Consider the following 20,099-nt stretch of genomic DNA (forward strand, 5'->3'; position numbering starts at 1 on the left):
GGTAAGGAATGAACCATGCGTCATCGTAAAAGTGGGCGTCACCTGAGCCGCACCAGCTCGCACCGCAAGGCCATGTTCCAAAACATGGCGGTGTCGCTGTTCGAGCACGAGCTGATCAAAACTACTCTGCCAAAAGCCAAAGAACTGCGCCGCGTTGCCGAGCCGCTGATCACTCTGGCCAAGACAGACAGCGTTGCTAACCGTCGTCTGGCTTTCGACCGTACTCGTTCGAAAGCTATCGTTGGTAAGCTCTTCAACGACCTGGGCAAGCGTTACGCTACCCGTGAGGGTGGCTACCTGCGCATCCTCAAGTGCGGTTTCCGCGCTGGCGACAACGCGCCTATGGCGTACGTCGAACTGGTTGATCGTGCTGTCGGCGGTGAAGCTGTATCCGCTGAGTAAGACGTCAGTCTTAAACAAGGAACCGGGCCTAGTGCCCGGTTTTTTGTGCCTGTAAGAAATGCGCTGTTCGTACAAGCTTCTACCCTGTTTGTGTCTGCACTATGTGCGGGGATTCAGTGTTAGTTTTTCTCTATTGATGGTCATAAGTTAATGAATTTGTGACTGTCATAGTGATGATCGATACTCCCCAACAAGCCGATTAGCCGGCAGTTCAAGACCGATAGAGGATGAAGATCGCATGAGCCAGAACAAGACGCTTACGACCGCCAGTGGCGCACCTGTCGCCGATAACCAGAACTCTCGCTCCGCTGGCCCTCGTGGTCCGTTGCTGCTCGATGACTTCCACTTGATCGAGAAGCTTGCCCACTTCAACCGGGAAAACATTCCTGAGCGTCGTGTACACGCCAAGGGGTCGGGTGCCTACGGCACTTTCACCGTTACCCGTGACATTACTCAGTACACCAGCGCCAAACTGTTTTCTGCCGTCGGCAAGCAAACCCCGACATTCCTGCGCTTCTCCACCGTCGGTGGTGAGCGTGGCTCGGCTGACACCGAGCGCGATCCGCGTGGTTTCGCCCTCAAGTTCTATACCGAAGAAGGCAACTGGGACATCGTTGGTAACAACACCCCGGTGTTCTTCATCCGTGATCCACTGAAATTCCCTGACTTTATCCACACCCAGAAGCGACTGCCGCAAAGCAACCTGAAAAGCGCGCAGATGATGTGGGACTTCTGGTCGCATTCGCCTGAAGCGCTGCACCAGGTCACGATTCTGTTCTCTGATCGCGGTATTCCGGACGGATATCGCCATATGCACGGTTTCGGCAGCCACACCTACAGCCTGATCAGTGCTCAGGGCGAGCGTCACTGGGTGAAGTGGCACTACAAGACCAAGCAAGGGATCAAGAACCTTGCGCCGGCAGACGCTGCACGCCTGGCGGGCACTGATCCGGATTACGCACAGCGTGACCTGTTCGAAGCCATCGAGCGTGGTGACTTCCCGAAATGGAGCGTATGCATCCAGATCATGACCGAAGCCCAGGCCGCTGCGCACTATGAGAATCCGTTCGACGTGACCAAGACCTGGTCGCAAAAGGAGTTTCCACTGATCGAAGTGGGTGAACTGGAACTGAACCGTAACCCGCTCAACTACTTTGCCGAAGTCGAGCAAGCCGCGTTCGGCCCGAGCAACATGGTGCCTGGCGTAGGTCTGTCGCCAGATCGCATGCTGCAAGGTCGGGTATTCGCGTACGCCGATGCCCACCGCTACCGCGTAGGTACCAATCACCAGCAACTGCCAGTGAACGCCCCACGCAGCCCGGTGAATACTTACCAGCGCGACGGTTCGATGGCATTTGGCAGTAACGGTGGCGCAGCGCCTAACTACGAGCCGAACAGCTACGTAGAGTCGCCGAAACAAGCGCCGCACTATGCCGAGCCTGCACTGGCCCTGAACGGCGCGGCTGATCGCTACGATCACCGCGAAGACACCGACTACTACAGCCACGCTGGCGCGCTGTTCCGCTTGATGAGCGACGAACAGAAAGCGTTGCTGGTCAGCAACATCGCCGGGGCGATGGCGGGGGTGTCGAGTGACGTCGTCGATCGTCAGCTGCAGCATTTCTACAAGGCCGATCCGGCGTACGGAGAAGCAATCGCAAAGCTGCTCAACGTACAGCTTAACGAAGTCTAAACGAGAAGCAGAACCGCCCTCATTTGGGCGGTTTTTGCGTTATTTAGGCTGCTTTTCTCAGAATATCTTCGCTTTTATTGCGCGAAGTGAGTGACCTTCCAGTCAGGTTGGTTCAAACTACAGACTTTCAAGCAGGGAGATGTAGGGCGATGCAAGGCCACCCAGACGTTATCGATTACCTCAACACGTTGCTGACCGGCGAACTGGCCGCGCGTGACCAATATTTCGTTCACTCGCGGATGTATGAGGACTGGGGATTCACCAAGCTCTACGAACGAATCAACCACGAGATGGAAGAAGAGGCCGGTCACGCCGATGCGCTGATGCGCCGGATTCTGATGCTCGAAGGCACTCCGCGCATGCGCCCGGATGACCTGGATGTCGGTACCACGGTAGAGACCATGCTCGAAGCGGATCTGCGCCTTGAGTACAAGGTTCGTGCTGCACTGTGCAAAGGCATCGAGCTGTGTGAAAAGAATGGCGACTATGTAAGCCGCGATATCCTCAAGCTTCAGTTGCATGACACCGAAGAAGATCACACCTACTGGCTTGAGAAGCAGTTGGGCCTGATCAAACTGATCGGTATCCAGAACTACCTGCAGTCCCACGCGTCCTGATTGCAGCCGGTACAAAAAAGCCCCTGTCACTGATGAAGTGACAGGGGCTTTTTCATGCCCGGCGATCAGGCCCGATCGCGGATCAACAGCGGCTTGAGGTAATGCCCGGTGTGAGACTGCTTCATCTCGGCCACTTCCTCCGGCGTACCGGTGGCGATGATCTGGCCACCTTTCGAACCGCCCTCGGGGCCGAGATCCACCAGCCAGTCGGCGGTCTTGATCACGTCGAGGTTGTGCTCGATCACCACCACGGTGTTGCCGTGGTCGCGCAGGCGATGCAGTACGTCGAGCAGTTGCTGGATATCCGCGAAATGCAGACCGGTAGTCGGCTCATCGAGGATGTACAGGGTCTTGCCGGTATCGCGCTTGGACAGCTCGCGGGACAACTTGACCCGCTGTGCTTCACCACCAGACAGCGTCGTCGCCGATTGCCCGAGCTTGATGTACGACAGGCCTACATCCATCAGTGTTTGCAGCTTGCGCGCCAGCGCCGGCACCGCGTCGAAGAACTCCCGCGCTTCCTCGATGGTCATCTCGAGGGTTTCGTGGATGTTCTTGCCCTTGTATTTGATCTCCAGGGTTTCGCGGTTGTAGCGCTTGCTCTTGCACACGTCGCACGGGACGTAGATGTCAGGCAGGAAGTGCATTTCCACCTTGATCAGACCGTCACCCTGGCAGGCTTCGCAGCGACCGCCCTTGACGTTAAACGAGAAACGTCCAGGGCCATAACCACGGGAGCGGGACTCGGGTACGCCGGCGAACAGCTCACGAATTGGCGTGAACAGCCCGGTGTAGGTCGCCGGGTTGGAACGTGGCGTACGGCCGATCGGGCTCTGGTCGATGTCGACGACCTTGTCCAGATGCTCCAGGCCTTTGATGCTGTCGTGGGCTGCCGCTTCCAGGGTGGTCGCGCCATTGAGTGCCGTGGCGCTCAGCGGAAACAGCGTGTTGTTGATCAGCGTCGATTTGCCCGAGCCCGAGACACCGGTCACACAAGTCAGCAAGCCGATCGGGATTTCCAGGTCGACGTTGCGCAGGTTGTTGCCCCGCGCGCCCTTGAGCGCCAGCACCTGTTTCTTGTTGCGCGGCGTGCGCTTGGCCGGCACTTCAATCTTCACCCGGCCCGACAGGTATTTACCGGTCAGCGAGTCCGGGTGCGCCATGACTTCGGCCGGCGTGCCTTCGGCGACGATCTGTCCGCCATGAACACCGGCGCCCGGGCCGATATCCACTACGTAGTCGGCCAGTCGAATCGCATCTTCGTCGTGCTCGACCACAATCACCGTGTTGCCGATGTCGCGCAGGTGCTTGAGGGTGCCGAGCAGCCGATCGTTGTCGCGCTGGTGCAGACCAATCGACGGCTCATCGAGGATGTACAGAACACCCATCAGGCCCGCGCCGATCTGACTGGCCAGACGAATCCGCTGCGCCTCGCCGCCAGACAACGTATCGGCACTGCGATCCAGCGACAGATAGTCCAGGCCGACGTTGACCAGAAACTGCAGGCGCTCGCGGATTTCCTTGAGAATCTTGTCGGCGATTTCGCCACGGCGGCCGGTCATCTTCAGCGCGCCGAAGTAATCGCAGGCGTCGCCGATCGGCAGGTTGGTCACCGCCGGCAGGGTTTTCTCGCCGACCCACACGTGTCGCGCTTCGCGACGCAGGCGGGTACCACGGCAATCCGGGCACGACTGGGTGCTGAGGAACTTCGCCAGCTCTTCACGCACACTGGCCGATTCGGTTTCGCGGTAGCGGCGCTCAAGGTTCGGCACGATGCCTTCGAACGGGTGCGAGCGTTTGACGATGTCGCCCCGGTCGTTGAGGTATTTGAAATCGACGTTCTGCGAACCGCTGCCGTGCAGGATGAACTTCTGCTGATCGGCCGGCAGCTCGTTGAACGGCTGCTCCAGGCTGAAGCCGTAATGCGCGGCCAGTGATCCGAGCATCTGGAAGTAATAGACGTTACGCCTGTCCCAGCCACGGATCGCGCCTTCGGCCAGGGTCAAATCACCGTTGACCAGTCGCTTGATGTCGAAAAACTGCTTCACCCCCAGACCGTCGCAGGTCGGGCAGGCGCCGGCCGGGTTGTTGAAGGAAAACAGCTTGGGTTCCAGCTCGCTGATTGCGTGGCCGCAGATCGGGCAGGCGAAGCGCGCGGAGAAGATCATCTCTTCGCCCGGCTCGTCGTCCATCGGCGCCACCAGGGCGATGCCGTCGGCCAGCTTCAGTGCGGTTTCGAAGGATTCCGCCAGACGCTGCTGCAGGTCGGCGCGTACCTTGAAACGGTCGACAACGACTTCAATCGTATGCTTCTTCTGTTTATCCAGTTTCGGCAGTTCGTCCAGCTCACAGAGCCGGCCGTTGACCCGGGCCCGGACGAAGCCCTGGGCACGCAGTTCTTCGAACACCGACAGGTGCTCGCCCTTGCGCTCGCGGATCACCGGCGCCAGCAGCATCAGCTTGCTGCCTTCCGGCTGGGCGAGTACCAGATCGACCATCTGGCTTACAGTCTGCGCTTCCAGCGGAATGTCGTGATCCGGGCAGCGTGGCGTACCGACGCGGGCATAGAGCAGACGCAGGTAGTCGTAGATTTCGGTGATGGTGCCGACCGTGGAACGCGGGTTGTGCGAGGTCGACTTCTGTTCGATGGAGATCGCCGGCGACAGGCCTTCGATGGTGTCGACGTCGGGTTTTTCCATCATCGACAGGAACTGCCGGGCATAGGCCGACAGGGATTCGACATAGCGGCGCTGACCTTCGGCGTACAGCGTGTCGAAAGCCAGGGAAGACTTGCCGGATCCGGACAGGCCGGTGATGACGATCAGTTTGTCCCGTGGCAGGGTCAGGTCGATGTTCTTCAGGTTGTGGGTGCGGGCCCCACGAATCAGGATCTTGTCCAAAATGGCCTCGCTCGGCGGGCGTCGAAAACACAGGAGTATACGGCCAAATACTGGATGGATGCACACTATCAAGTGAAGGGTTTTTTGCCTTACATGAAGAGAGTTTCATCTGTACGCGTCAAAGCGTCGCGATATACCCCGTCTCTCGATGGGACTGGTAGAATCGCCGCCGGTTCACACGAGGTTTTTCCATGCACGATCCCCACAGCGAACGCATGAGTGGCAGCGAGACCCGCGCGGCGAGCGGTCTGGCCCTGGTGTTCGCCTTCCGTATGCTTGGCATGTTCATGGTGTTGCCGGTACTGGCGACCTACGGCATGGATCTGGCGGGAGCGACCCCGGCCCTGATCGGGCTGGCGATCGGCGCTTACGGCCTGACCCAGGCGATTTTCCAGATTCCGTTCGGGATCATTTCCGACCGCATCGGCCGGCGTCCGGTGATTTACCTGGGGCTGATCGTCTTCGCCCTCGGCAGTGTGCTGGCGGCTCAGGCCGATTCGATCTGGGGTGTGATCGCCGGGCGGATTCTGCAGGGCGCCGGGGCGATTTCTGCGGCGGTCATGGCCCTGCTCTCCGACCTGACCCGCGAACAGCACCGCACCAAAGCCATGGCCATGATCGGCATGACCATCGGCCTGTCGTTCGCCGTGGCCATGGTGGTCGGCCCGCTGCTGACCCGTGCGTTCGGCCTGTCCGGCCTGTTTCTCGCCACCGGCGGCATGGCCCTGGTCGGGATCGTGATCGTGATGTTCATGGTGCCGAAGTCCACCGGGCCGCTGAGTCATCGCGAGTCCGGCGTTGCACGCCAGGCGTTGATGCCGACGCTCAAGCACCCGGACCTGCTGCGGCTGGACCTGGGCATTTTTGTGTTACATGCGATGTTGATGTCGAGCTTCGTCGCACTGCCCCTGGCGCTGGTCGAAAAGGCCGGTCTGCCCAAGGAGCAGCACTGGTGGGTGTACCTCACCGCACTGCTGATTTCCTTCTTCGCCATGATTCCGTTCATCATCTACGGCGAGAAGAGACGCAAAATGAAACGAGTTCTGCTCGGCGCCGTGATGACGCTGATGCTGACTGAGCTATTCTTCTGGCAGTTCGGCGACAGCCTGCGGGCTCTGGTGATCGGGACGGTGGTGTTCTTCACCGCGTTCAATCTGCTGGAGGCATCGCTGCCGTCGCTGATCAGCAAGGTTTCACCGGCAGGTGGCAAGGGCACGGCCATGGGCGTGTACTCCACCAGTCAGTTCCTCGGTTCGGCACTCGGCGGTATTCTCGGCGGCTGGATGTTCCAGCATGGCGGTCTGTCGGTTGTGTTCCTCGGATGTGCCGGGCTGGCTGCACTTTGGCTGGCCTTTGCTGTTACCATGCGCGAACCTCCCTACGTGACGAGCCTGCGCCTGCCGTTGTCGCCCGAAGCGATCCGCGAAGCGGGTCTGGTCGAGCGTCTCAAGGCCCTCGTAGGGGTAACTGATGCAGTGATAGTCGCTGATGAAGCGGCGATCTACATCAAACTGGACACCGAATTAATGGATCGCACCACTCTCGAACGCCTGGTGAACAACCCGGCGCAGACTGCGTGCGAAGCCTAGGAGAACGTTATGGCCCGTGGGGTTAACAAAGTCATTCTGGTCGGTACTTGCGGCCAGGATCCCGAAGTACGCTACCTGCCCAACGGTAACGCCGTGACCAACCTGAGTCTGGCGACCAGCGAGCAGTGGACCGACAAGCAGACCGGTCAGAAGGTCGAGAAGACCGAGTGGCACCGCGTATCGATGTTCGGCAAGGTTGCCGAAATCGCCGGCGAATACCTGCGCAAAGGTTCGCAGGTCTACATCGAAGGCAAGCTGCAGACCCGTGAGTGGGAAAAAGACGGTATCAAGCGTTACACCACCGAGATCGTGGTCGACATGCAAGGCACCATGCAACTGCTCGGCGGCCGTCCGCAACAGGGCGACCAACAAGGCGGTGGCAACAACTATCAGCAGCAGGCGCCACGCCAGCAGGCTCCGCGTCCGCAGCAGTCGGCACCTCAGCAGCGTCCGGCCCCGGCTCCACAGCAGGCCGCACCGCAACCGGCTCCGGATTTCGACAGCTTCGATGACGATATTCCGTTCTGATTCGCTGCTGTATCCGCGTTAAATAAAAAAGGCCCGTCGCTGAATGCGACGGGCCTTTTTCATGTGTGCAGGTTTTTCAGTCAAGAATCAGATGCGGCAGAAATCGGCTCGAATCCTTGGTGATCAGGCTGTTGTCTTCGCGCACGCCAATCCCCGCCGCCTGATCACCGATCACCCAGGAACCGATCAGCGTGTAGCTGTCGTCGAACTTCGGCAAAGGGGCAAATTCCTGCAGGATGAAGGGCGCATCGGTGTAGGGCCCACCCTCCTTGACGATCAAGCCCTCGGCGGTCTGCAGTTCGATGTTGGCACCTTCCCGCGAGAAGTACGGTTTACGCACCCAGCCCTTGGGCACCGCGCTGCCCGGCTTCGGATCTAGATGTGCGGCGAGCAGGTTCGGATGGCCTTTGTGCAGTTCCCAAAGCAACGGCAGGGCGCCCTTGTTGGAAAGGATCGACTTCCACGCCGGTTCGAAAAACTGGGTGTCGCATTCGGCGATCGCCGCGCCGAACGGTTCGTGGAAGATGAACTCCCAGGCGTGCAGCTTGAACAGGTGCGGAATCCAACGATCTTCGAGATCCACGAAACGACCGTCAGCGCTCAGGCCGATGTCTTCGATGTCGATGTGCCGTGATTCGATGCCGACCTTTTCTGCGATCAGCCGCAGGTAATCCGTGGTGCCCTTGTCTTCGACCGAGTCTTTCATCGAGGCGAAGTAAAACGGCCGCGTGAGTTTCAGTTGGGCGAAGGCTTCGTGCAGCCGGGTGTCGATGCTGTTGAACTGGTCGGCATGGCGCGGCAGCAGCCCGCGCTCGATGCACTGCTCCAGCCAGCCCCACTGGAACGCCGCCGCTTCGTAAAGACTGGTGGGCGTGTCGTAGTTGAGCTCGAGCAGTTTCGCCGGACCATTGCCGCTGTAGGAGAAGTCCATGCGCCCGTACAGATGCGGATGACCTTCCAGCCAGGACGTTCGGATCATGTCGTAGTACGGCGCCGGAATGCTCAGGCGATCCAGCAGTTCTTCGCTGTGTACGACGCGGTCGACCAGGTCCATGCACATCTCGTGCAGTTCAGTGGTCGGATCCTCCAGATCGTTTTCGATCTGCGCGAGCGTGAACTGATAGTAGGCGCGCTCGTCCCAGTACGGCTCGTCGTCGATGGTGTGAAACAGAAAGCCGAGGCTCTCGGCGGTCTGCTTCCAGTCGTGGCGCTCGGCGCAGTGGATCTTCTTCATGGTCAGCTGCTCGAACGGCCCCAGCCGCCCCAACCGCTGCGGGCGCTGGACTGGCTGCCGAAGCCGCCACGGGAGGTGGACGCAGCGACGTTGACCGGTTTGCGGTAATCGCTGTCGTAGTCCCGCTGGCTGCGGCTCGGCGCCGATTCGATGCGACGGTTCAGCGTCGAGGTGTCGTAGGTCTGGCGGGTATTGCGCTCACGATAAACCGGCCGCGAGTCGATCGCGCGGTTGTTGCTCATGGCATTGCCGATCAGCCATCCGGTGAGCCAGCCGTTGCCTGCACCGCTGGACGAGTGCGAAGTGCTGGTCTGATTGCTCTGCACGGCGGCCGCGTCGCCGGCGGGCATCTGGGCATTGGCGATCGCATCGAGGTTCTGCGCCGGCTCACCGTCCTGCGGCACCTTGAAGCCACCGAGTTTCGGTACGAAACGGCCGGCGGAATTTTTCTGACACCAGTCGGCGGCGAAGTCCGCGTCGCAGGCAGCCTTGTCGTCGTAGGCCGGGGAGATCCGCCGGTGTTCGGCCAGGGCTGCGACGTAGGCGTTCGAGCAGACATCCGGTGCCACTTCGGCGTCGACGCATTGTTCGACGCTCTGGAAGTTGCGTTGCTGCTCCTGGGCGGCCACTTCAGCGGAAATCGCCAGGGCTACCGAAGCGGCCAGCGACAGTTGAACGTACTTGCTTCGTTTCATCTCAGGCTTCCTGCCGATCAGTAGGACGGGGTCATGCACGCGGCGTTGAGCATGCCGACGCTGATCGCCACCGCCGCCACATAGATGCCCGCGGCGATTTCACCGTTGGCGATGCGCTGGGACGTGCCCTTGAGCACCAGCCCCGTCGCCAGGAAAGCCAGCAATTGCACCGCGGCCGCGATCACCGCCCAGAGGACGAAGTCGAGGACGTTGATCGAATGAGCGATCACGTTGCTGGCCGGAATCGCGAAGCCGATGATTGCGCCGGACAGGGCAATGGCGGCGGCGACGTTGCCGGAACGGATCAGCTCGAATTCCTTGTGCGGCGTGATGCGGGTGTAGACGAACTGAAACAGCATGAACAGCAGCACGGCGCCGATCAGGTAGGCGACGAAACCGACCAGTGCGGCTTTGTTCAGGGAGATGGACAACGCTTCCAGCATGGAAAACTTCCTTTTAGATGGTGCTCAAATCAGTGGTGTACAGCGAGATGCCCAGCGAAGTGCTCAGGCTGACGGTGCCTTCTTCGTCCTGCTCGACGGAGAACAGCAAGAGCTCGCGGCGATCGGTCAGGCCGGTGTCCCGGGCGTAGAGCATCGAGTGATGGTTGATGGTGTACGACTCGTCGGGGTTGATCACCTGTTCGGTGAGCGGCACCAGTTCGGTCTGGCCGCGTTCGGTGCCCCATTCACGGGTGTATTCGACACCTTCGTGGCGATAGGTCGGCAGGCCGATCAGGCTGTTCGGCCCGGCCAGGCGCTGCAGTTCGGCGTCACTGTTGACCGTCACATAGCTGACGTAATTGAACAGCGTCACCGATTCGATCTGATCGTCGCCCGTGACATGGATCTGTACCCAGAATTCTTCATCGTTCAGATAGTAGCGATGCAGTTTGTTCGACTGGCCGAGGTCGATCCAGCCGGCGCTCCAGATGGCCTGGGCGTCGGGAACCCGCACTGAAGTGCTGCCGTCGAGCAACAGGCCGAGGGTCGTGTCGAAGCGAATCGCCTTGCCCTGCGCCAGTCCGAGGGGGCCGCCGGCAGACTCGGACGCTGGCGCGGCCGACTGCCAGTTGCTGGTGCCGAGCAAATCTTTGAACCATCCCATGGGTACATTCCTTGAAGCGGGTGGAGGTATTCGTTGGCAAAACGCCGCTAGTGTACCGGCCTCGTGACAAACGAGCAGGCAAAAAAGAAGGGCACCCGGTGCCCTTCTGTTTTCTCGCCGCCGTTACTGGGCGGACTTCTGCTTCAGACGCTCGAGGATGGCGTTGGCGCTGCCTTCGTTCGGCGTGATGCCGGCTTCGCGCAGCTTGCGATCCAGGTCGTTGCCGGTCGACGCATCGGCCAGTTCGTCGGCAGCGCTCAGCTCGGCAGCGCGTTGCTGCTGTTTGGCTTGCAGGCGGTTCAGGGTACCGACGGCGGTTTCCAGCTTGCCGTTGGCGCCGCCGCTGGCGATCGAGGCGCTGACCTGCGCTTTCTGCACGCTCTCACGGGCCTTGGCCATGTCGACTTGCTGGCGCAGGCTCTTGATCCGCGCTTCGGCCTTGTTGATGTCCTTGCGCATGTTGTCGGCGTAGGTGCCGAACTCGTCGGTCTGCTTTTTCTCGACGCCCAGGTCGTTGGTCAGGGTCGAGATCGCTTCGGCCACTTCCAGCGCCAGGTCTTCACGGCCGGCGTTCAGGGCGGAAACGGCCTTGGCTTCCAGGTCCCTGATCTTGGCTTCGTACTCGCTCACGCGGTCGGCGGAGAGTTTGTGCTTGGCCATGATGGTGACCAGTTCGCGACGGGCATTGGACAGCGCGCTGTCGGCGTCACGGATTTCCTGATCGAGGATGCGCAGGGCCTGTTGGTCGGCGATCGCTTCGCCGACTTCGTTGGCGCCGCCGCGCAGCGCGGTGAACAACTTGCTCCAGATGGACTGAGTCATTGGATATTCCCTGTTGATTACTTGAAGAAGTGTTCGAAGGCTTCGCTGGCGCGCTGCACGTTGTCGACCAGGGTTTTCACCTCGGTGACCACGTTGGTCAGGCTCGAGTCGGCACTCAGTGCACCGAACATGTTGTAGACGGTCTGGCCGTTGGGCATGGTCTCGATGCCGATCGACGACAGCGGGAACATTTCCCGGCTGCGCAGTACCGCGTCGTTGAAGGCGCGCACATCGGTGATCGAATCGATGTCCACCAGCACGGTGTCGACGATGATCTGCTGACCGGCGAGGGCGATGTGAATCGGCAGACCGCCGAATTCGTTCATTTCCAGCTTGAGGCTGGGTTCGGAGCTCTGGATCAGAGACAGCGTGATCTCTTGCGAAGCCACCTCGTCCAGCGCCTTGAAAGCGTTGTAGAGGCTATCGATGTTCCAGTTGTTGCCTGCGCTCATGTAATTCTCCGACATGAAAGAGCCAGCCAGAATCGGTTGGCGTAGCTGTTGCTCCATTTGCTTGAGCAAGCTTCGGTTTTCCGGAAGCACCCAAGTTTCGTGTTTCACATAACCGGCGGCAGCCAGGCCCGCGCGCATCTGCTTCATGTAGAAGCTCGACGGTTTTTTCGCGGACGGTGTCGAGCGCACTCCCTTTGGGCTCTCTGACTGGGTGGCAGGGGAGCGGCTTTTCATGGCGATGACTCCGTTATGAACATCTCACGCGTGAGCCACACTACAACCAAATCAAAATGCCATCAATGGCTCACGCGTGAGATTTTCTTGAGCCACAAAAAAACGCCCGCAGCGAGGCGGGCGCAGGTATTTCCAGTTGTATCAGAGCAGAGCTCAGCGGCTGGCGGCGAGGAACTCGTCGGTGGACACCACGCTGGCGTAGGCAAACCCCAGCGCCGACATGAACGCCGCATGCACGTGGGCGGCGGGCACGGTCAGACCGTTGAATTCCAGGTCACGGCTGGCGCAAGCATCGTGGATCACCGTAACGGTGTAACCCAGATCGGCCGCCGCACGGGTGATGCCGTCGACGCACATGTGGCTCATGCTGCCGACCATCACCAACTCGTTGATGCCTTGTTCGTCGAGGATCGATTGCAGCTCGGTTTCGCGGAACGAGTTGACGAAGTGCTTGAGCACCACCGGCTCGTCGGTGCGGTTGAGCACTTTCGGATGCAGTTTCGCGCCTTCGGAGCCCGGGGTGAAAAACGGTGCCTCGGGCGAGGTGAATTCGTGGCGGATGTGCACCACCGAATCACCGGCTTCACGGAAGGCCGCGATCAGCCGGGCGGCGTTGTCGGCGGCGGCGTCGGCACCGACCAGCGGCCACTTGCCTTGGGGGAAGTAGTCGTTCTGGATATCGACTACGATGAGCGCTTGCTTGGCCATGGGTGTGTCCTCGAAGTGTGGGTTGGCGTGGGTTCAGTATTGGCGCTGGCCACGGTTTCGAGGATTGGCCGCACCGACAATACACAGGGGAAAACTGACAATGGGTGCAGAAAGGACCGTCGCGGAACTGGGCGTGCTGATGTATCCCGGGGCGCAGATGGCGGCGGTGCATGGCCTGACCGACCTGTTCGGGGTCGCCAACCGGATCGCCGCCGAACACCAGGCCACGCAATTGCCGCTGCTGCGGATCAGCCACTGGCAGGTCGATGACGACCGCCCGCCCGTGCGGGTTTACGACAGTCATCCCGGAGCCGACTACGGTTTGCTGGCGGTGTTGATCCCGCCGTCGATTGCCGGTTTTTCCGCGGCACAGATGCCGGCCGGGCTGCTGCCCTGGCTGCGTGAACAACATGCTCGTGGCGCGACGCTTGGCGGGGTTTGTGTCGGCTCGTGGCTGCTGGCGGAGAGCGGGTTGCTCGATGGTCGCAGCGCTACCACGCACTGGACTTCGGCCAAGGCCTTCGCCGAGTGTTACCCGAAGATCAGGCTCAAGGCCGACACGCCGATTGTCGACGACGGTGACCTGATAACGACGGCGGGGCTGATGGCCTGGTCAGAGCTTGGTTTGCGTCTGGTGGACCGATTGCTCGGGCCGAGCATCGCCAGCAGCACCGCGCGGTTTCTGGTGGTGGAGCACAGCGACAGCGCCAGTGCGTGCGGCAGCAATTTTGCGCCGATCCTCAATCATGGCGACGGGCCGATTCTTCAGGTTCAGCATTGGCTGCAGGGCACCGGCGCAACCGATGTCTCGCTGACGGCAATGGCCGAACGTGCGGGTCTGGAGGAGCGAACATTTCTGCGCCGGTTCCGTGCGGCGACCGGCCTGAAACCCACCGAATACTGCCAGCACCTGCGGGTCGGCAAGGCCCGGGAAATGCTCGAATTCACCAATGGCACCATCGATCACATTGCGTGGACGGTGGGCTATCAGGATCCGGGCGCCTTTCGCGCGACGTTCAAGAAAATCACCGGGCTGGCGCCGAGTGAATATCGCGCGCGATTCGGCGTCAGTCCGCCGCCTGCCGTGGCGAAGTAAAACGTACCCGTCGTGCAAAATGCCGGACCCTGCAGCGCGGTCGTGCAGATTGAAACGGGCGCGGTGCCAGTACGGGTTTTTCAAGTGGCTGATTTTCAGAGTGTTTCAGGCGAGCCCCGGTTGGCCTGATCTCTGCACCCTCTGACCTACATTCAACCCGCCGTTGGAGGGGGACGCATGACCCCGACATCCCGCAGGAAAGTGGTCGTCGCCCATTCGGTCCGGCCCGGCGCACCACAACATGAAGTGCAGACCAACAAGGCCCTCGCGCGATGGCTGGCGCAGATCCTCGGCCTCAAGTTCGGCGGCAGTTACGACGCTGAAAAACATCGCGGCCGGGATATTTATCTGCTGCCGACCCAGACCCTCGTTGGCGCTGCGGCCCGCGAACTGGGCGTGAGCGGCCCGGACGATTTGTGGGGCGGTTTTGTCGAGCACGATTTCATCTGCACCAAAGCCATCAGCCACGGTTTGCTCAGCCATCAGGCCCATGCGCCGCAAGGCTGGTCGCCATTGTTTTCCGAGCGGGTGCGCACCGTGGTGCTGGACGGGCTCAGTGTTTTTGCGCTGGAGGATGCACGGCCCGCCGCCGAACATCTGTTGTACAGCGGCCCGATCCGGATCAAGCCCATCCACGCCTGTGCCGGGCGGGGTCAGGAAGTGATCAAGAGTCTCGATGCGTTCGACGAAATCCTCGCCCGACCCGAGGCTGAAGCATTGTTCAGTGATGGCGTGGTGCTGGAGCAGGATTTGAGTCAGGTGGTTACCCACAGCGTTGGTCAGTCGTTCATCGGCGACCGGGTGCTGAGTTACTGCGGTGATCAATACTTGACCAAGGACGCCCACGGTGAAGAGGTGTACGGCGGCTCGAACCTGCTGGTGGTGCAGGGCGGTTACGAGGATCTGCTGACGCTGGATCTGCCCGACGACGTGCGTCTGGCCATTCAGCAGGCGCAGGTGTTCGACCGGGCGGCGGACGAAGCTTATCCGCGTTTCTATGCCTCGCGGCGCAATTACGACATCGCCCAGGGCCTGGACAGCGAAGGCCGGCCGCGCAGTGGCGTGCTCGAGCAGTCCTGGCGCATGGGCGGCGCCAGCAGCGCGGAAGTGGCGGCGCTGCAAAGTTTCGTCAACGATCCCTCGATGCGCGCGATCCGCGTGTCGTCGGTGGAAACCTATACCGATCAGGACCTGCCGGCGGATGCCATCGAGGTGTATCGCGGGCCGGCAGAGAACAGCGACTTTCTCCTCAAATACGTAACGGTCAAATCCTATGACGGCTAGAAGCGAAAGCATTCAAATCGACATTGATGATGAACAGATGAGCGGGACGTTTCTCAGTCCCAAATCGAAAGTCCCCGGTGTGTTGTTCGTGCACGGCTGGGGCGGCAGTCAGGAGCGGGATCTGGAACGGGCCAAAGGCATCGCCGGCCTGGGTTGCGTGTGCCTGACGTTCGACCTGCGCGGGCACACCGGCGGCACCGGCATTCCGCTGAGCCGGGTCACCCGTGAAGACAACCTGCGTGACTTGCTGGCGGCCTACGATCGGCTGCTCGCCCATCCGGCGCTGGACACCTCGGCCATCGCGGTGGTCGGCACCAGCTATGGCGGTTATCTCGCCTCGATCCTCACCTCGCTGCGCCCGGTGCGCTGGCTGGCGCTGCGGGTGCCGGCGCTGTATCGCGACGAGCAATGGCACACGCCCAAACGCGATCTGGACAAGGCCGACCTGCGCGACTATCGCGGCACCCTGGTGCGCGCCGACAGCAACCGCGCCTTGCACGCCTGCTCGCAATTCACCGGGGACGTGCTGCTGGTGCAGTCGGAAACCGATGACTACGTGCCCCACGCGACCATCATGAGTTACCGCGCCGCGTGCCAGCAGACCCACTCGCTGACCCACCGCATCATCGACGGCGCCGACCATGCCCTGAGCGATCCGACCTCTCAGCAGGCCTACACCTCAATCCTGGTCGACTGGATCACCGAGATGGTGGTGGGTGAGCGGTTGAGCATCATTCAGTCCCGCTGATCAGATTTGGGTTTCTTCTCGATCCGCAACGCCTTGGCCTTGGCTTCCACCACCAGGTACATCAGCACGGTGATCAGCAGCGGCAGCAGGAAATAAATCGCCCGATACGCCAGCAGCCCCGCCACCAGACTGCCGCGTGAGGCCTCGTGTTGCAGCAGCGCCACGAACACTGCCTCCAGCACGCCCAGCCCGGCGGGAATGTGGGTGATGACCCCGGCAATCGCACTGATCAGCAGCACCCCGAGCACCAGCGGATAGTCGAGCTTGCTCGGCAGCAAGGTGAAAATCACCGCCGCCATCAACGACCAGTTGAGCGCCCCGAGCAGCAATTGCAGAACCGCCATGCGCAGCGATGGCAGGTTGATTTCCACCCCGCGAATCGACCACTCGCGACGCCGGGAAAACTGGCAGGCAACCAGATAACCGACACTGACCAACAGCAGCAACACGCCAATGCCCTGCAACGCGCCGCTGCTGACTTTCCAGCCCGGTGGCATGCGCACCAGCCCGCTGGCGAACACCACGCCGGCGATGGTCATGTAGCCGAACCAGTTGGTCGCCAGGCTCAGGCCGAGGATCTTGGCGATGTTGCTTTTGCTCACCCCGAGCCGCGAGTACAACCGATAACGCATGGCGATCCCGCCGACCCACGCGCTGAGGTTGAGGTTGAACGCATAGCTGATGACGCCCACCGGCAGGATCTGTTTCCACGTCAGGTCCTGACGAATGTAGGTGCGGCCGATCAGGTCGAAACTGGCGTACACCAGAAAGCTCAGCAAGGTCAGGCTGGAGGCGATGATCAGCGTGCGCACCTTGAAGTCGGCGAGGGTTTGCAGCACTTCGGCCCATTCGATGCGACTGGCGAACATCGTCAGCAAAACGATCAGCGCCAGAAAGAACAACAGGGTCAGCGGACGTTTCCAGCGACTCCAGCGGGACTTGCTCGCCGGTGCCGGATGCACGGCTGCGTGGGCTTCGGAATGGCTCATGAAGGATCGCTCCCGGCGGCATGGGAAAAGGGTTTGAGTCGTGGCTTGTGCGCCGGCAGCCAACCGGCCATGGCCGGAAAATGCCGCAGGAAGTGAAACACCAGAAAGCCCACGGTCATGTGCCAGATCCGTCCGCGTGGCGATTTCGTGGCGTCCATCGCCTTGCAGTGGTTGTGGCTGAGGTCTTCGAGGCGTTCGAACAGGTGGCGATTGAAGGCGCGGTCGCGGATCAGCACGTTGGCTTCCAGGTTCAGCGACAGGCTCAGCGGGTCGAGATTGCTCGAGCCGACGGTGCTCCATTCCTCGTCCACCAGTGCGACTTTGCCGTGCAGCGGCCGCTCGCAATATTCGTGAATCTGCACCCCGGCCTTGAGCAGGTAGTCGTAGGTCATGCGCGCGGCGAGCTTGGCCACCAGCATGTCCGGCTGCCCCTGCAGAATCAGCCGCACCTCGACCCCGCGCCGGGCAGCGTTACGGATTTCGCGCAGCAGGCGATAGCCGGGAAAGAAGTAGGCGTTGGCAATCACCACCCGCCGTTGGGCGCGGCGCAGTACCTGCAAATAGACATCTTCGATATCGGTGGGGTGGCGATCGTTGTCGCGGAACACCAGACGCACCTGACCGTCGTGATCATCGAATGCCATCTCGGCGCGCCGCTGTCGACGGCGTTGCCACCAGAACCTCGCCCGTCCCGGACGGCCGCTTTGCAGCAGGGCGAAATGATGGATGTCGGCCACCGCGGGGCCCTGAATTTCCACCGAGTAATCCTGCTTCGCTTCGGGACCGAAATCGGCCAGATGATCGCCGGAAAAATTGATCCCGCCGATGAACGCAACCAGCCCGTCGACCACCACAATCTTGCGGTGCAAACGGCGGAACCAGTTGGTGCGAATACCCAGATGCTTGGGGGCCGGATCGAAGATCTGCAGGTGGACGCCGGCTTCGCTCAGCGCGGCCAGATAACCGGTGCTCAATTCGCCGCAACCGAAGCCGTCGAGGCTGACGGTGGTGCGCACGCCACGGCGGGCGGCATCGATCAGAATTTCCTGCAACTCTTTCCCGACCTTGTCTTCGAAGACGATGAAGGTCTCCAGCAGGATTTCGCTTTTTGCTGCGCGCATCGCTTCGAAGACCCGGGGGAAATACTCTTCGCCGTTTTCCAGCAACTCGACGCGGTTGTTACCCTGCCAGCGATACTCGACATCGACGGTGCCGGGCTGGCGCACGGGTGGGTTGATGCTGACCGGCTCTACGGCGGATTTCTCCAACGGTGCACTGCTCATAGTTCAATCTCCACCGATAGCGGTGCGTGGTCGGAAAGGTGTGACCAGGGACGGTTCGCCAGCACTTTGGGCTGGCTGGCTTTGAGGTTGCGCACGTAGATCCGGTCCAGGCGCAGCAACGGCATGCGGGCCGGAAAACTGCGCGCCGGTTTGCCGTGATGCGCCGCAAACACTTCACGCAGGCCACAGGGTTCAAGCAAGGCATCGGCGCGCTGGCGCCAGTCGTTGAAATCGCCGGCGACGATCACCGGCGCATCCTCAGGCAGTTCGGCCAGGCGCTTTTTCAGCAGAGCCAACTGATCGTTGCGATGGCTTTCGCGCAGGCCCAGATGGACGCAGATCGCGTGCACCTCACGGTCGTCTCCCGGCAGGCGCAGCACGCAATGCAGCAGCCCGCGGTTTTCGTGGCCGCTGATCGACACGTCGAGGTTGTCATGGCGCACGATCTGGAATTTCGACAGCACCGCATTGCCATGATCGCCCTCCGGGTACACGGCGTTGCGGCCGTAGGCGAACTGCGGCCAGAGACTGTCGGCGAGAAATTCGTACTGCGGCATCGTCGGCCAATTGTTGTAGCGCTTGGGATGATGTTCGTGGGTGCCGTGGACTTCCTGAAGAAACACCACGTCGGCGGACACGCTGCGCACCGCTTCGCGCAATTCCGGCAGGATGAAGCGCCGGTTCAGGGCGGTGAAACCCTTGTGGGTGTTTACCGTCAGCACAGTGAAACGGCGCTCGGTGGTGATGACCGTGGACTGCTCGTCGGTGAAGCCGAGCGGCTCGGGAATGCTCATGCGAGTACCCCTTCGGCGGCTGGCTCACCGGGCACGGTTTCAAGGTTTTTATCCAGATCGAAACGCTGCAACAGGCTGCGGGCATCGAAAGGCGCGCGAACCTTGATGTCGTTGTCGAAGTAGCAGAAAACCTCGCGGGATTTACGGGCCCGAGGCTTCAGGCGCGGCGCGATCAAATGGGCGTCGCGCGGTTGCCTGCCGTGGTGCCAGGCGTCGATCCGTTCGGCCCAGCGTTGCAGCGCGGCGCGGGTGTAACCGCTGGCATAGAGCTCTTCGGCACCGTGCAGGCGCAGGTAGACGAAATCGCTGGTCAGGTCTTCGCGGTACGGCCATTTCCCGGCGGTGTCGGCGATCACCAGCGCAGTGTTGTAGCGCTTGAGCAGGCGCACGAAGTCGGGATCGATGAAACTGTCGTTGCGGATTTCCACGGCATGGCGCAGCGTTTTTTTGCCGTAGGCCTTCAGGCTCGCGTGGCCGTGCAGGTGTGAGTCGTGCTGACGGGCGAGGGCGGCAGCGGCCTGGGTGTCGTGGGGCAACTGGTCGAGAAAGGCTTCGAAACGCTCGGGGTCGAAAGTGAAGTTGGGCGGGAATTGCCAAAGGACCGGCCCGAGTTTTTCCTTCAGTTCCAGCACCCCGGAGGCGAAGAAATTGGCCAGGGGTTTTTCGATATCGCGCAGACGGCGGATGTGGGTGATGAAACGGGGTGCCTTGATGCTGAACACGAAATCGTCCGGCGTTTCGGCGTACCACTGGGCGTAGCGTTCCGGCCGTTGCAGGGCATAGAACGATCCGTTGATTTCGATGCTGTTGACCGCCCGTGAGGCGAACTGCAATTCGCGTTTCTGCGCCAGCCCCTTCGGGTAAAAGTCCCCGCGCCACGGGGCGTAACGCCAGCCTGAAATACCGATGTGAATCGTAGCCATG

General features: G+C 61.1%; 20 protein-coding genes. 8 read left to right on the forward strand and 12 right to left on the reverse strand.

All coding sequences use genetic code 11. The features are described from left to right. Positions 1–15 precede the first annotated feature (15 nt). From rplQ to bfr, 3 genes are all read left to right on the forward strand, one after another. Positions 16–402 (forward strand): 50S ribosomal protein L17, encoded by a 387-nt coding sequence (rplQ, locus tag ACM6JM_RS25885; protein ID WP_007955635.1) that lies wholly within the window; start codon positions 16–18, stop codon positions 400–402. Positions 403–640: 238 nt separating this feature from the next. Further along, positions 641–2,095: a catalase gene (locus tag ACM6JM_RS25890; protein WP_074691683.1), complete on the forward strand. Its 1,455-nt coding sequence runs from the start codon at positions 641–643 to the stop codon at positions 2,093–2,095. A 149-nt stretch (positions 2,096–2,244) separates the two neighbouring features. Beyond that, positions 2,245–2,712: a bacterioferritin gene (bfr, locus tag ACM6JM_RS25895; protein WP_007955633.1), complete on the forward strand. Its 468-nt coding sequence runs from the start codon at positions 2,245–2,247 to the stop codon at positions 2,710–2,712. A gap of 65 nt (positions 2,713–2,777) precedes the next feature. On the opposite strand, the gene uvrA is transcribed toward bfr, so the two are convergent. Continuing rightward, positions 2,778–5,612: an excinuclease ABC subunit UvrA gene (gene uvrA / locus ACM6JM_RS25900; protein WP_414882740.1), complete on the reverse strand. Its 2,835-nt coding sequence runs from the start codon at positions 5,610–5,612 to the stop codon at positions 2,778–2,780. 191 nt (positions 5,613–5,803) lie between these two features. Between uvrA and ACM6JM_RS25905 the strand changes: the two genes are divergently transcribed. Both ACM6JM_RS25905 and ACM6JM_RS25910 read left to right on the forward strand, forming a co-directional pair. Next, positions 5,804–7,201: an MFS transporter gene (locus tag ACM6JM_RS25905; RefSeq protein WP_039771979.1), complete on the forward strand. Its 1,398-nt coding sequence runs from the start codon at positions 5,804–5,806 to the stop codon at positions 7,199–7,201. 9 nt (positions 7,202–7,210) lie between these two features. Next, positions 7,211–7,729: a single-stranded DNA-binding protein gene (locus ACM6JM_RS25910; RefSeq protein WP_007966163.1), complete on the forward strand. Its 519-nt coding sequence runs from the start codon at positions 7,211–7,213 to the stop codon at positions 7,727–7,729. Positions 7,730–7,805: 76 nt separating this feature from the next. Here ACM6JM_RS25910 and ACM6JM_RS25915 read toward each other — a convergent pair whose 3' ends face one another. The 7 genes from ACM6JM_RS25915 to ACM6JM_RS25945 all read right to left on the reverse strand — a co-directional run bounded on the left by ACM6JM_RS25915 (position 7,806) and on the right by ACM6JM_RS25945 (position 12,981). Then, positions 7,806–8,963: a glutathionylspermidine synthase family protein gene (locus ACM6JM_RS25915; RefSeq protein ID WP_414882741.1), complete on the reverse strand. Its 1,158-nt coding sequence runs from the start codon at positions 8,961–8,963 to the stop codon at positions 7,806–7,808. A gap of 2 nt (positions 8,964–8,965) precedes the next feature. Next, positions 8,966–9,658 (reverse strand): DUF1190 domain-containing protein, encoded by a 693-nt coding sequence (locus tag ACM6JM_RS25920; RefSeq protein WP_011336163.1) that lies wholly within the window; start codon positions 9,656–9,658, stop codon positions 8,966–8,968. Positions 9,659–9,675: 17 nt separating this feature from the next. Then, the gene (locus ACM6JM_RS25925) at positions 9,676–10,101 is read right to left on the reverse strand and encodes a DUF350 domain-containing protein (RefSeq protein WP_064382241.1); all 426 of its coding nucleotides are present in this window, start codon (positions 10,099–10,101) and stop codon (positions 9,676–9,678) included. Positions 10,102–10,114: 13 nt separating this feature from the next. Next, positions 10,115–10,765, reverse strand: coding sequence for a DUF2491 family protein (locus ACM6JM_RS25930; RefSeq protein ID WP_039771970.1), 651 nt, complete (start codon positions 10,763–10,765; stop codon positions 10,115–10,117). Between the two features lie 123 nt (positions 10,766–10,888). Continuing rightward, entirely contained in the window at positions 10,889–11,587 is a 699-nt protein-coding gene (locus ACM6JM_RS25935) for a PspA/IM30 family protein (RefSeq protein WP_064382239.1), read from the reverse strand. A gap of 17 nt (positions 11,588–11,604) precedes the next feature. Further along, positions 11,605–12,273: a YjfI family protein gene (locus tag ACM6JM_RS25940; RefSeq protein WP_039771966.1), complete on the reverse strand. Its 669-nt coding sequence runs from the start codon at positions 12,271–12,273 to the stop codon at positions 11,605–11,607. 153 nt (positions 12,274–12,426) lie between these two features. Next, positions 12,427–12,981 carry a cysteine hydrolase family protein gene (locus ACM6JM_RS25945; RefSeq protein WP_414882742.1) on the reverse strand — a complete coding sequence of 185 codons (555 nt, stop codon included), beginning with the start codon at positions 12,979–12,981 and terminating at the stop codon, positions 12,427–12,429. 100 nt (positions 12,982–13,081) lie between these two features. On the opposite strand from ACM6JM_RS25945, the gene ACM6JM_RS25950 reads away from it, so the two are divergent. The 3 genes from ACM6JM_RS25950 to ACM6JM_RS25960 all read left to right on the forward strand — a co-directional run bounded on the left by ACM6JM_RS25950 (position 13,082) and on the right by ACM6JM_RS25960 (position 16,109). Then, positions 13,082–14,077: a GlxA family transcriptional regulator gene (locus tag ACM6JM_RS25950; RefSeq protein ID WP_414882743.1), complete on the forward strand. Its 996-nt coding sequence runs from the start codon at positions 13,082–13,084 to the stop codon at positions 14,075–14,077. 177 nt (positions 14,078–14,254) lie between these two features. Beyond that, the gene (locus ACM6JM_RS25955) at positions 14,255–15,361 is read left to right on the forward strand and encodes a DUF3182 family protein (protein WP_103385516.1); all 1,107 of its coding nucleotides are present in this window, start codon (positions 14,255–14,257) and stop codon (positions 15,359–15,361) included. Further along, positions 15,351–16,109 carry an alpha/beta hydrolase family protein gene (locus ACM6JM_RS25960; RefSeq protein WP_007955615.1) on the forward strand — a complete coding sequence of 253 codons (759 nt, stop codon included), beginning with the start codon at positions 15,351–15,353 and terminating at the stop codon, positions 16,107–16,109. The genes ACM6JM_RS25955 and ACM6JM_RS25960 overlap by 11 nt, the downstream gene beginning before the upstream one ends. On the opposite strand, the gene ACM6JM_RS25965 is transcribed toward ACM6JM_RS25960, so the two are convergent. The 4 genes from ACM6JM_RS25965 to ACM6JM_RS25980 are packed head-to-tail and all read right to left on the reverse strand — an operon-like array spanning position 16,097 to position 20,098. Further along, positions 16,097–17,098 carry a lysylphosphatidylglycerol synthase domain-containing protein gene (locus tag ACM6JM_RS25965; protein ID WP_103385515.1) on the reverse strand — a complete coding sequence of 334 codons (1,002 nt, stop codon included), beginning with the start codon at positions 17,096–17,098 and terminating at the stop codon, positions 16,097–16,099. The two genes, ACM6JM_RS25960 and ACM6JM_RS25965, sit on opposite strands and share 13 nt — an antisense overlap. Beyond that, complete coding sequence (gene clsB / locus ACM6JM_RS25970; RefSeq protein ID WP_103385514.1) at positions 17,095–18,381, reverse strand: cardiolipin synthase ClsB; 1,287 nt, start codon at positions 18,379–18,381, stop codon at positions 17,095–17,097. The genes ACM6JM_RS25965 and clsB overlap by 4 nt, the downstream gene beginning before the upstream one ends. Continuing rightward, positions 18,378–19,175, reverse strand: coding sequence for an endonuclease/exonuclease/phosphatase family protein (locus ACM6JM_RS25975; RefSeq protein WP_039771952.1), 798 nt, complete (start codon positions 19,173–19,175; stop codon positions 18,378–18,380). The genes clsB and ACM6JM_RS25975 overlap by 4 nt, the downstream gene beginning before the upstream one ends. Beyond that, entirely contained in the window at positions 19,172–20,098 is a 927-nt protein-coding gene (locus ACM6JM_RS25980; RefSeq protein ID WP_039771950.1) for a DUF72 domain-containing protein, read from the reverse strand. Before ACM6JM_RS25980 ends, ACM6JM_RS25975 begins: the two co-directional genes overlap by 4 nt. Position 20,099: the final 1 nt, after the last annotated feature.

This window comes from Pseudomonas sp. IT-P2 (assembly GCF_949767575.1).
Classification (GTDB): Bacteria; Pseudomonadota; Gammaproteobacteria; order Pseudomonadales; family Pseudomonadaceae; genus Aquipseudomonas; species Aquipseudomonas pharyngis.

Excerpts from the sequence above, each read along its gene's own strand:
- rplQ (WP_007955635.1), top strand. The coding sequence starts at position 16 with ATGCGTCATCGTAAAAGTGGGCGTCACCTGAGCCGCACCAGCTCGCAC.
- ACM6JM_RS25890 (WP_074691683.1), top strand. The coding sequence starts at position 641 with ATGAGCCAGAACAAGACGCTTACGACCGCCAGTGGCGCACCTGTCGCC.
- bfr (WP_007955633.1), top strand. The coding sequence starts at position 2,245 with ATGCAAGGCCACCCAGACGTTATCGATTACCTCAACACGTTGCTGACC.
- ACM6JM_RS25905 (WP_039771979.1), top strand. The coding sequence starts at position 5,804 with ATGCACGATCCCCACAGCGAACGCATGAGTGGCAGCGAGACCCGCGCG.
- ACM6JM_RS25910 (WP_007966163.1), top strand. The coding sequence starts at position 7,211 with ATGGCCCGTGGGGTTAACAAAGTCATTCTGGTCGGTACTTGCGGCCAG.
- ACM6JM_RS25915 (WP_414882741.1), bottom strand. The coding sequence starts at position 8,963 with ATGAAGAAGATCCACTGCGCCGAGCGCCACGACTGGAAGCAGACCGCC.
- ACM6JM_RS25920 (WP_011336163.1), bottom strand. The coding sequence starts at position 9,658 with ATGAAACGAAGCAAGTACGTTCAACTGTCGCTGGCCGCTTCGGTAGCC.
- ACM6JM_RS25925 (WP_064382241.1), bottom strand. The coding sequence starts at position 10,101 with ATGCTGGAAGCGTTGTCCATCTCCCTGAACAAAGCCGCACTGGTCGGT.
- ACM6JM_RS25930 (WP_039771970.1), bottom strand. The coding sequence starts at position 10,765 with ATGGGATGGTTCAAAGATTTGCTCGGCACCAGCAACTGGCAGTCGGCC.
- ACM6JM_RS25935 (WP_064382239.1), bottom strand. The coding sequence starts at position 11,587 with ATGACTCAGTCCATCTGGAGCAAGTTGTTCACCGCGCTGCGCGGCGGC.
- ACM6JM_RS25940 (WP_039771966.1), bottom strand. The coding sequence starts at position 12,273 with ATGAAAAGCCGCTCCCCTGCCACCCAGTCAGAGAGCCCAAAGGGAGTG.
- ACM6JM_RS25945 (WP_414882742.1), bottom strand. The coding sequence starts at position 12,981 with ATGGCCAAGCAAGCGCTCATCGTAGTCGATATCCAGAACGACTACTTC.
- ACM6JM_RS25950 (WP_414882743.1), top strand. The coding sequence starts at position 13,082 with ATGGGTGCAGAAAGGACCGTCGCGGAACTGGGCGTGCTGATGTATCCC.
- ACM6JM_RS25955 (WP_103385516.1), top strand. The coding sequence starts at position 14,255 with ATGACCCCGACATCCCGCAGGAAAGTGGTCGTCGCCCATTCGGTCCGG.
- ACM6JM_RS25960 (WP_007955615.1), top strand. The coding sequence starts at position 15,351 with ATGACGGCTAGAAGCGAAAGCATTCAAATCGACATTGATGATGAACAG.
- ACM6JM_RS25965 (WP_103385515.1), bottom strand. The coding sequence starts at position 17,098 with ATGAGCCATTCCGAAGCCCACGCAGCCGTGCATCCGGCACCGGCGAGC.
- clsB (WP_103385514.1), bottom strand. The coding sequence starts at position 18,381 with ATGAGCAGTGCACCGTTGGAGAAATCCGCCGTAGAGCCGGTCAGCATC.
- ACM6JM_RS25975 (WP_039771952.1), bottom strand. The coding sequence starts at position 19,175 with ATGAGCATTCCCGAGCCGCTCGGCTTCACCGACGAGCAGTCCACGGTC.
- ACM6JM_RS25980 (WP_039771950.1), bottom strand. The coding sequence starts at position 20,098 with ATGGCTACGATTCACATCGGTATTTCAGGCTGGCGTTACGCCCCGTGG.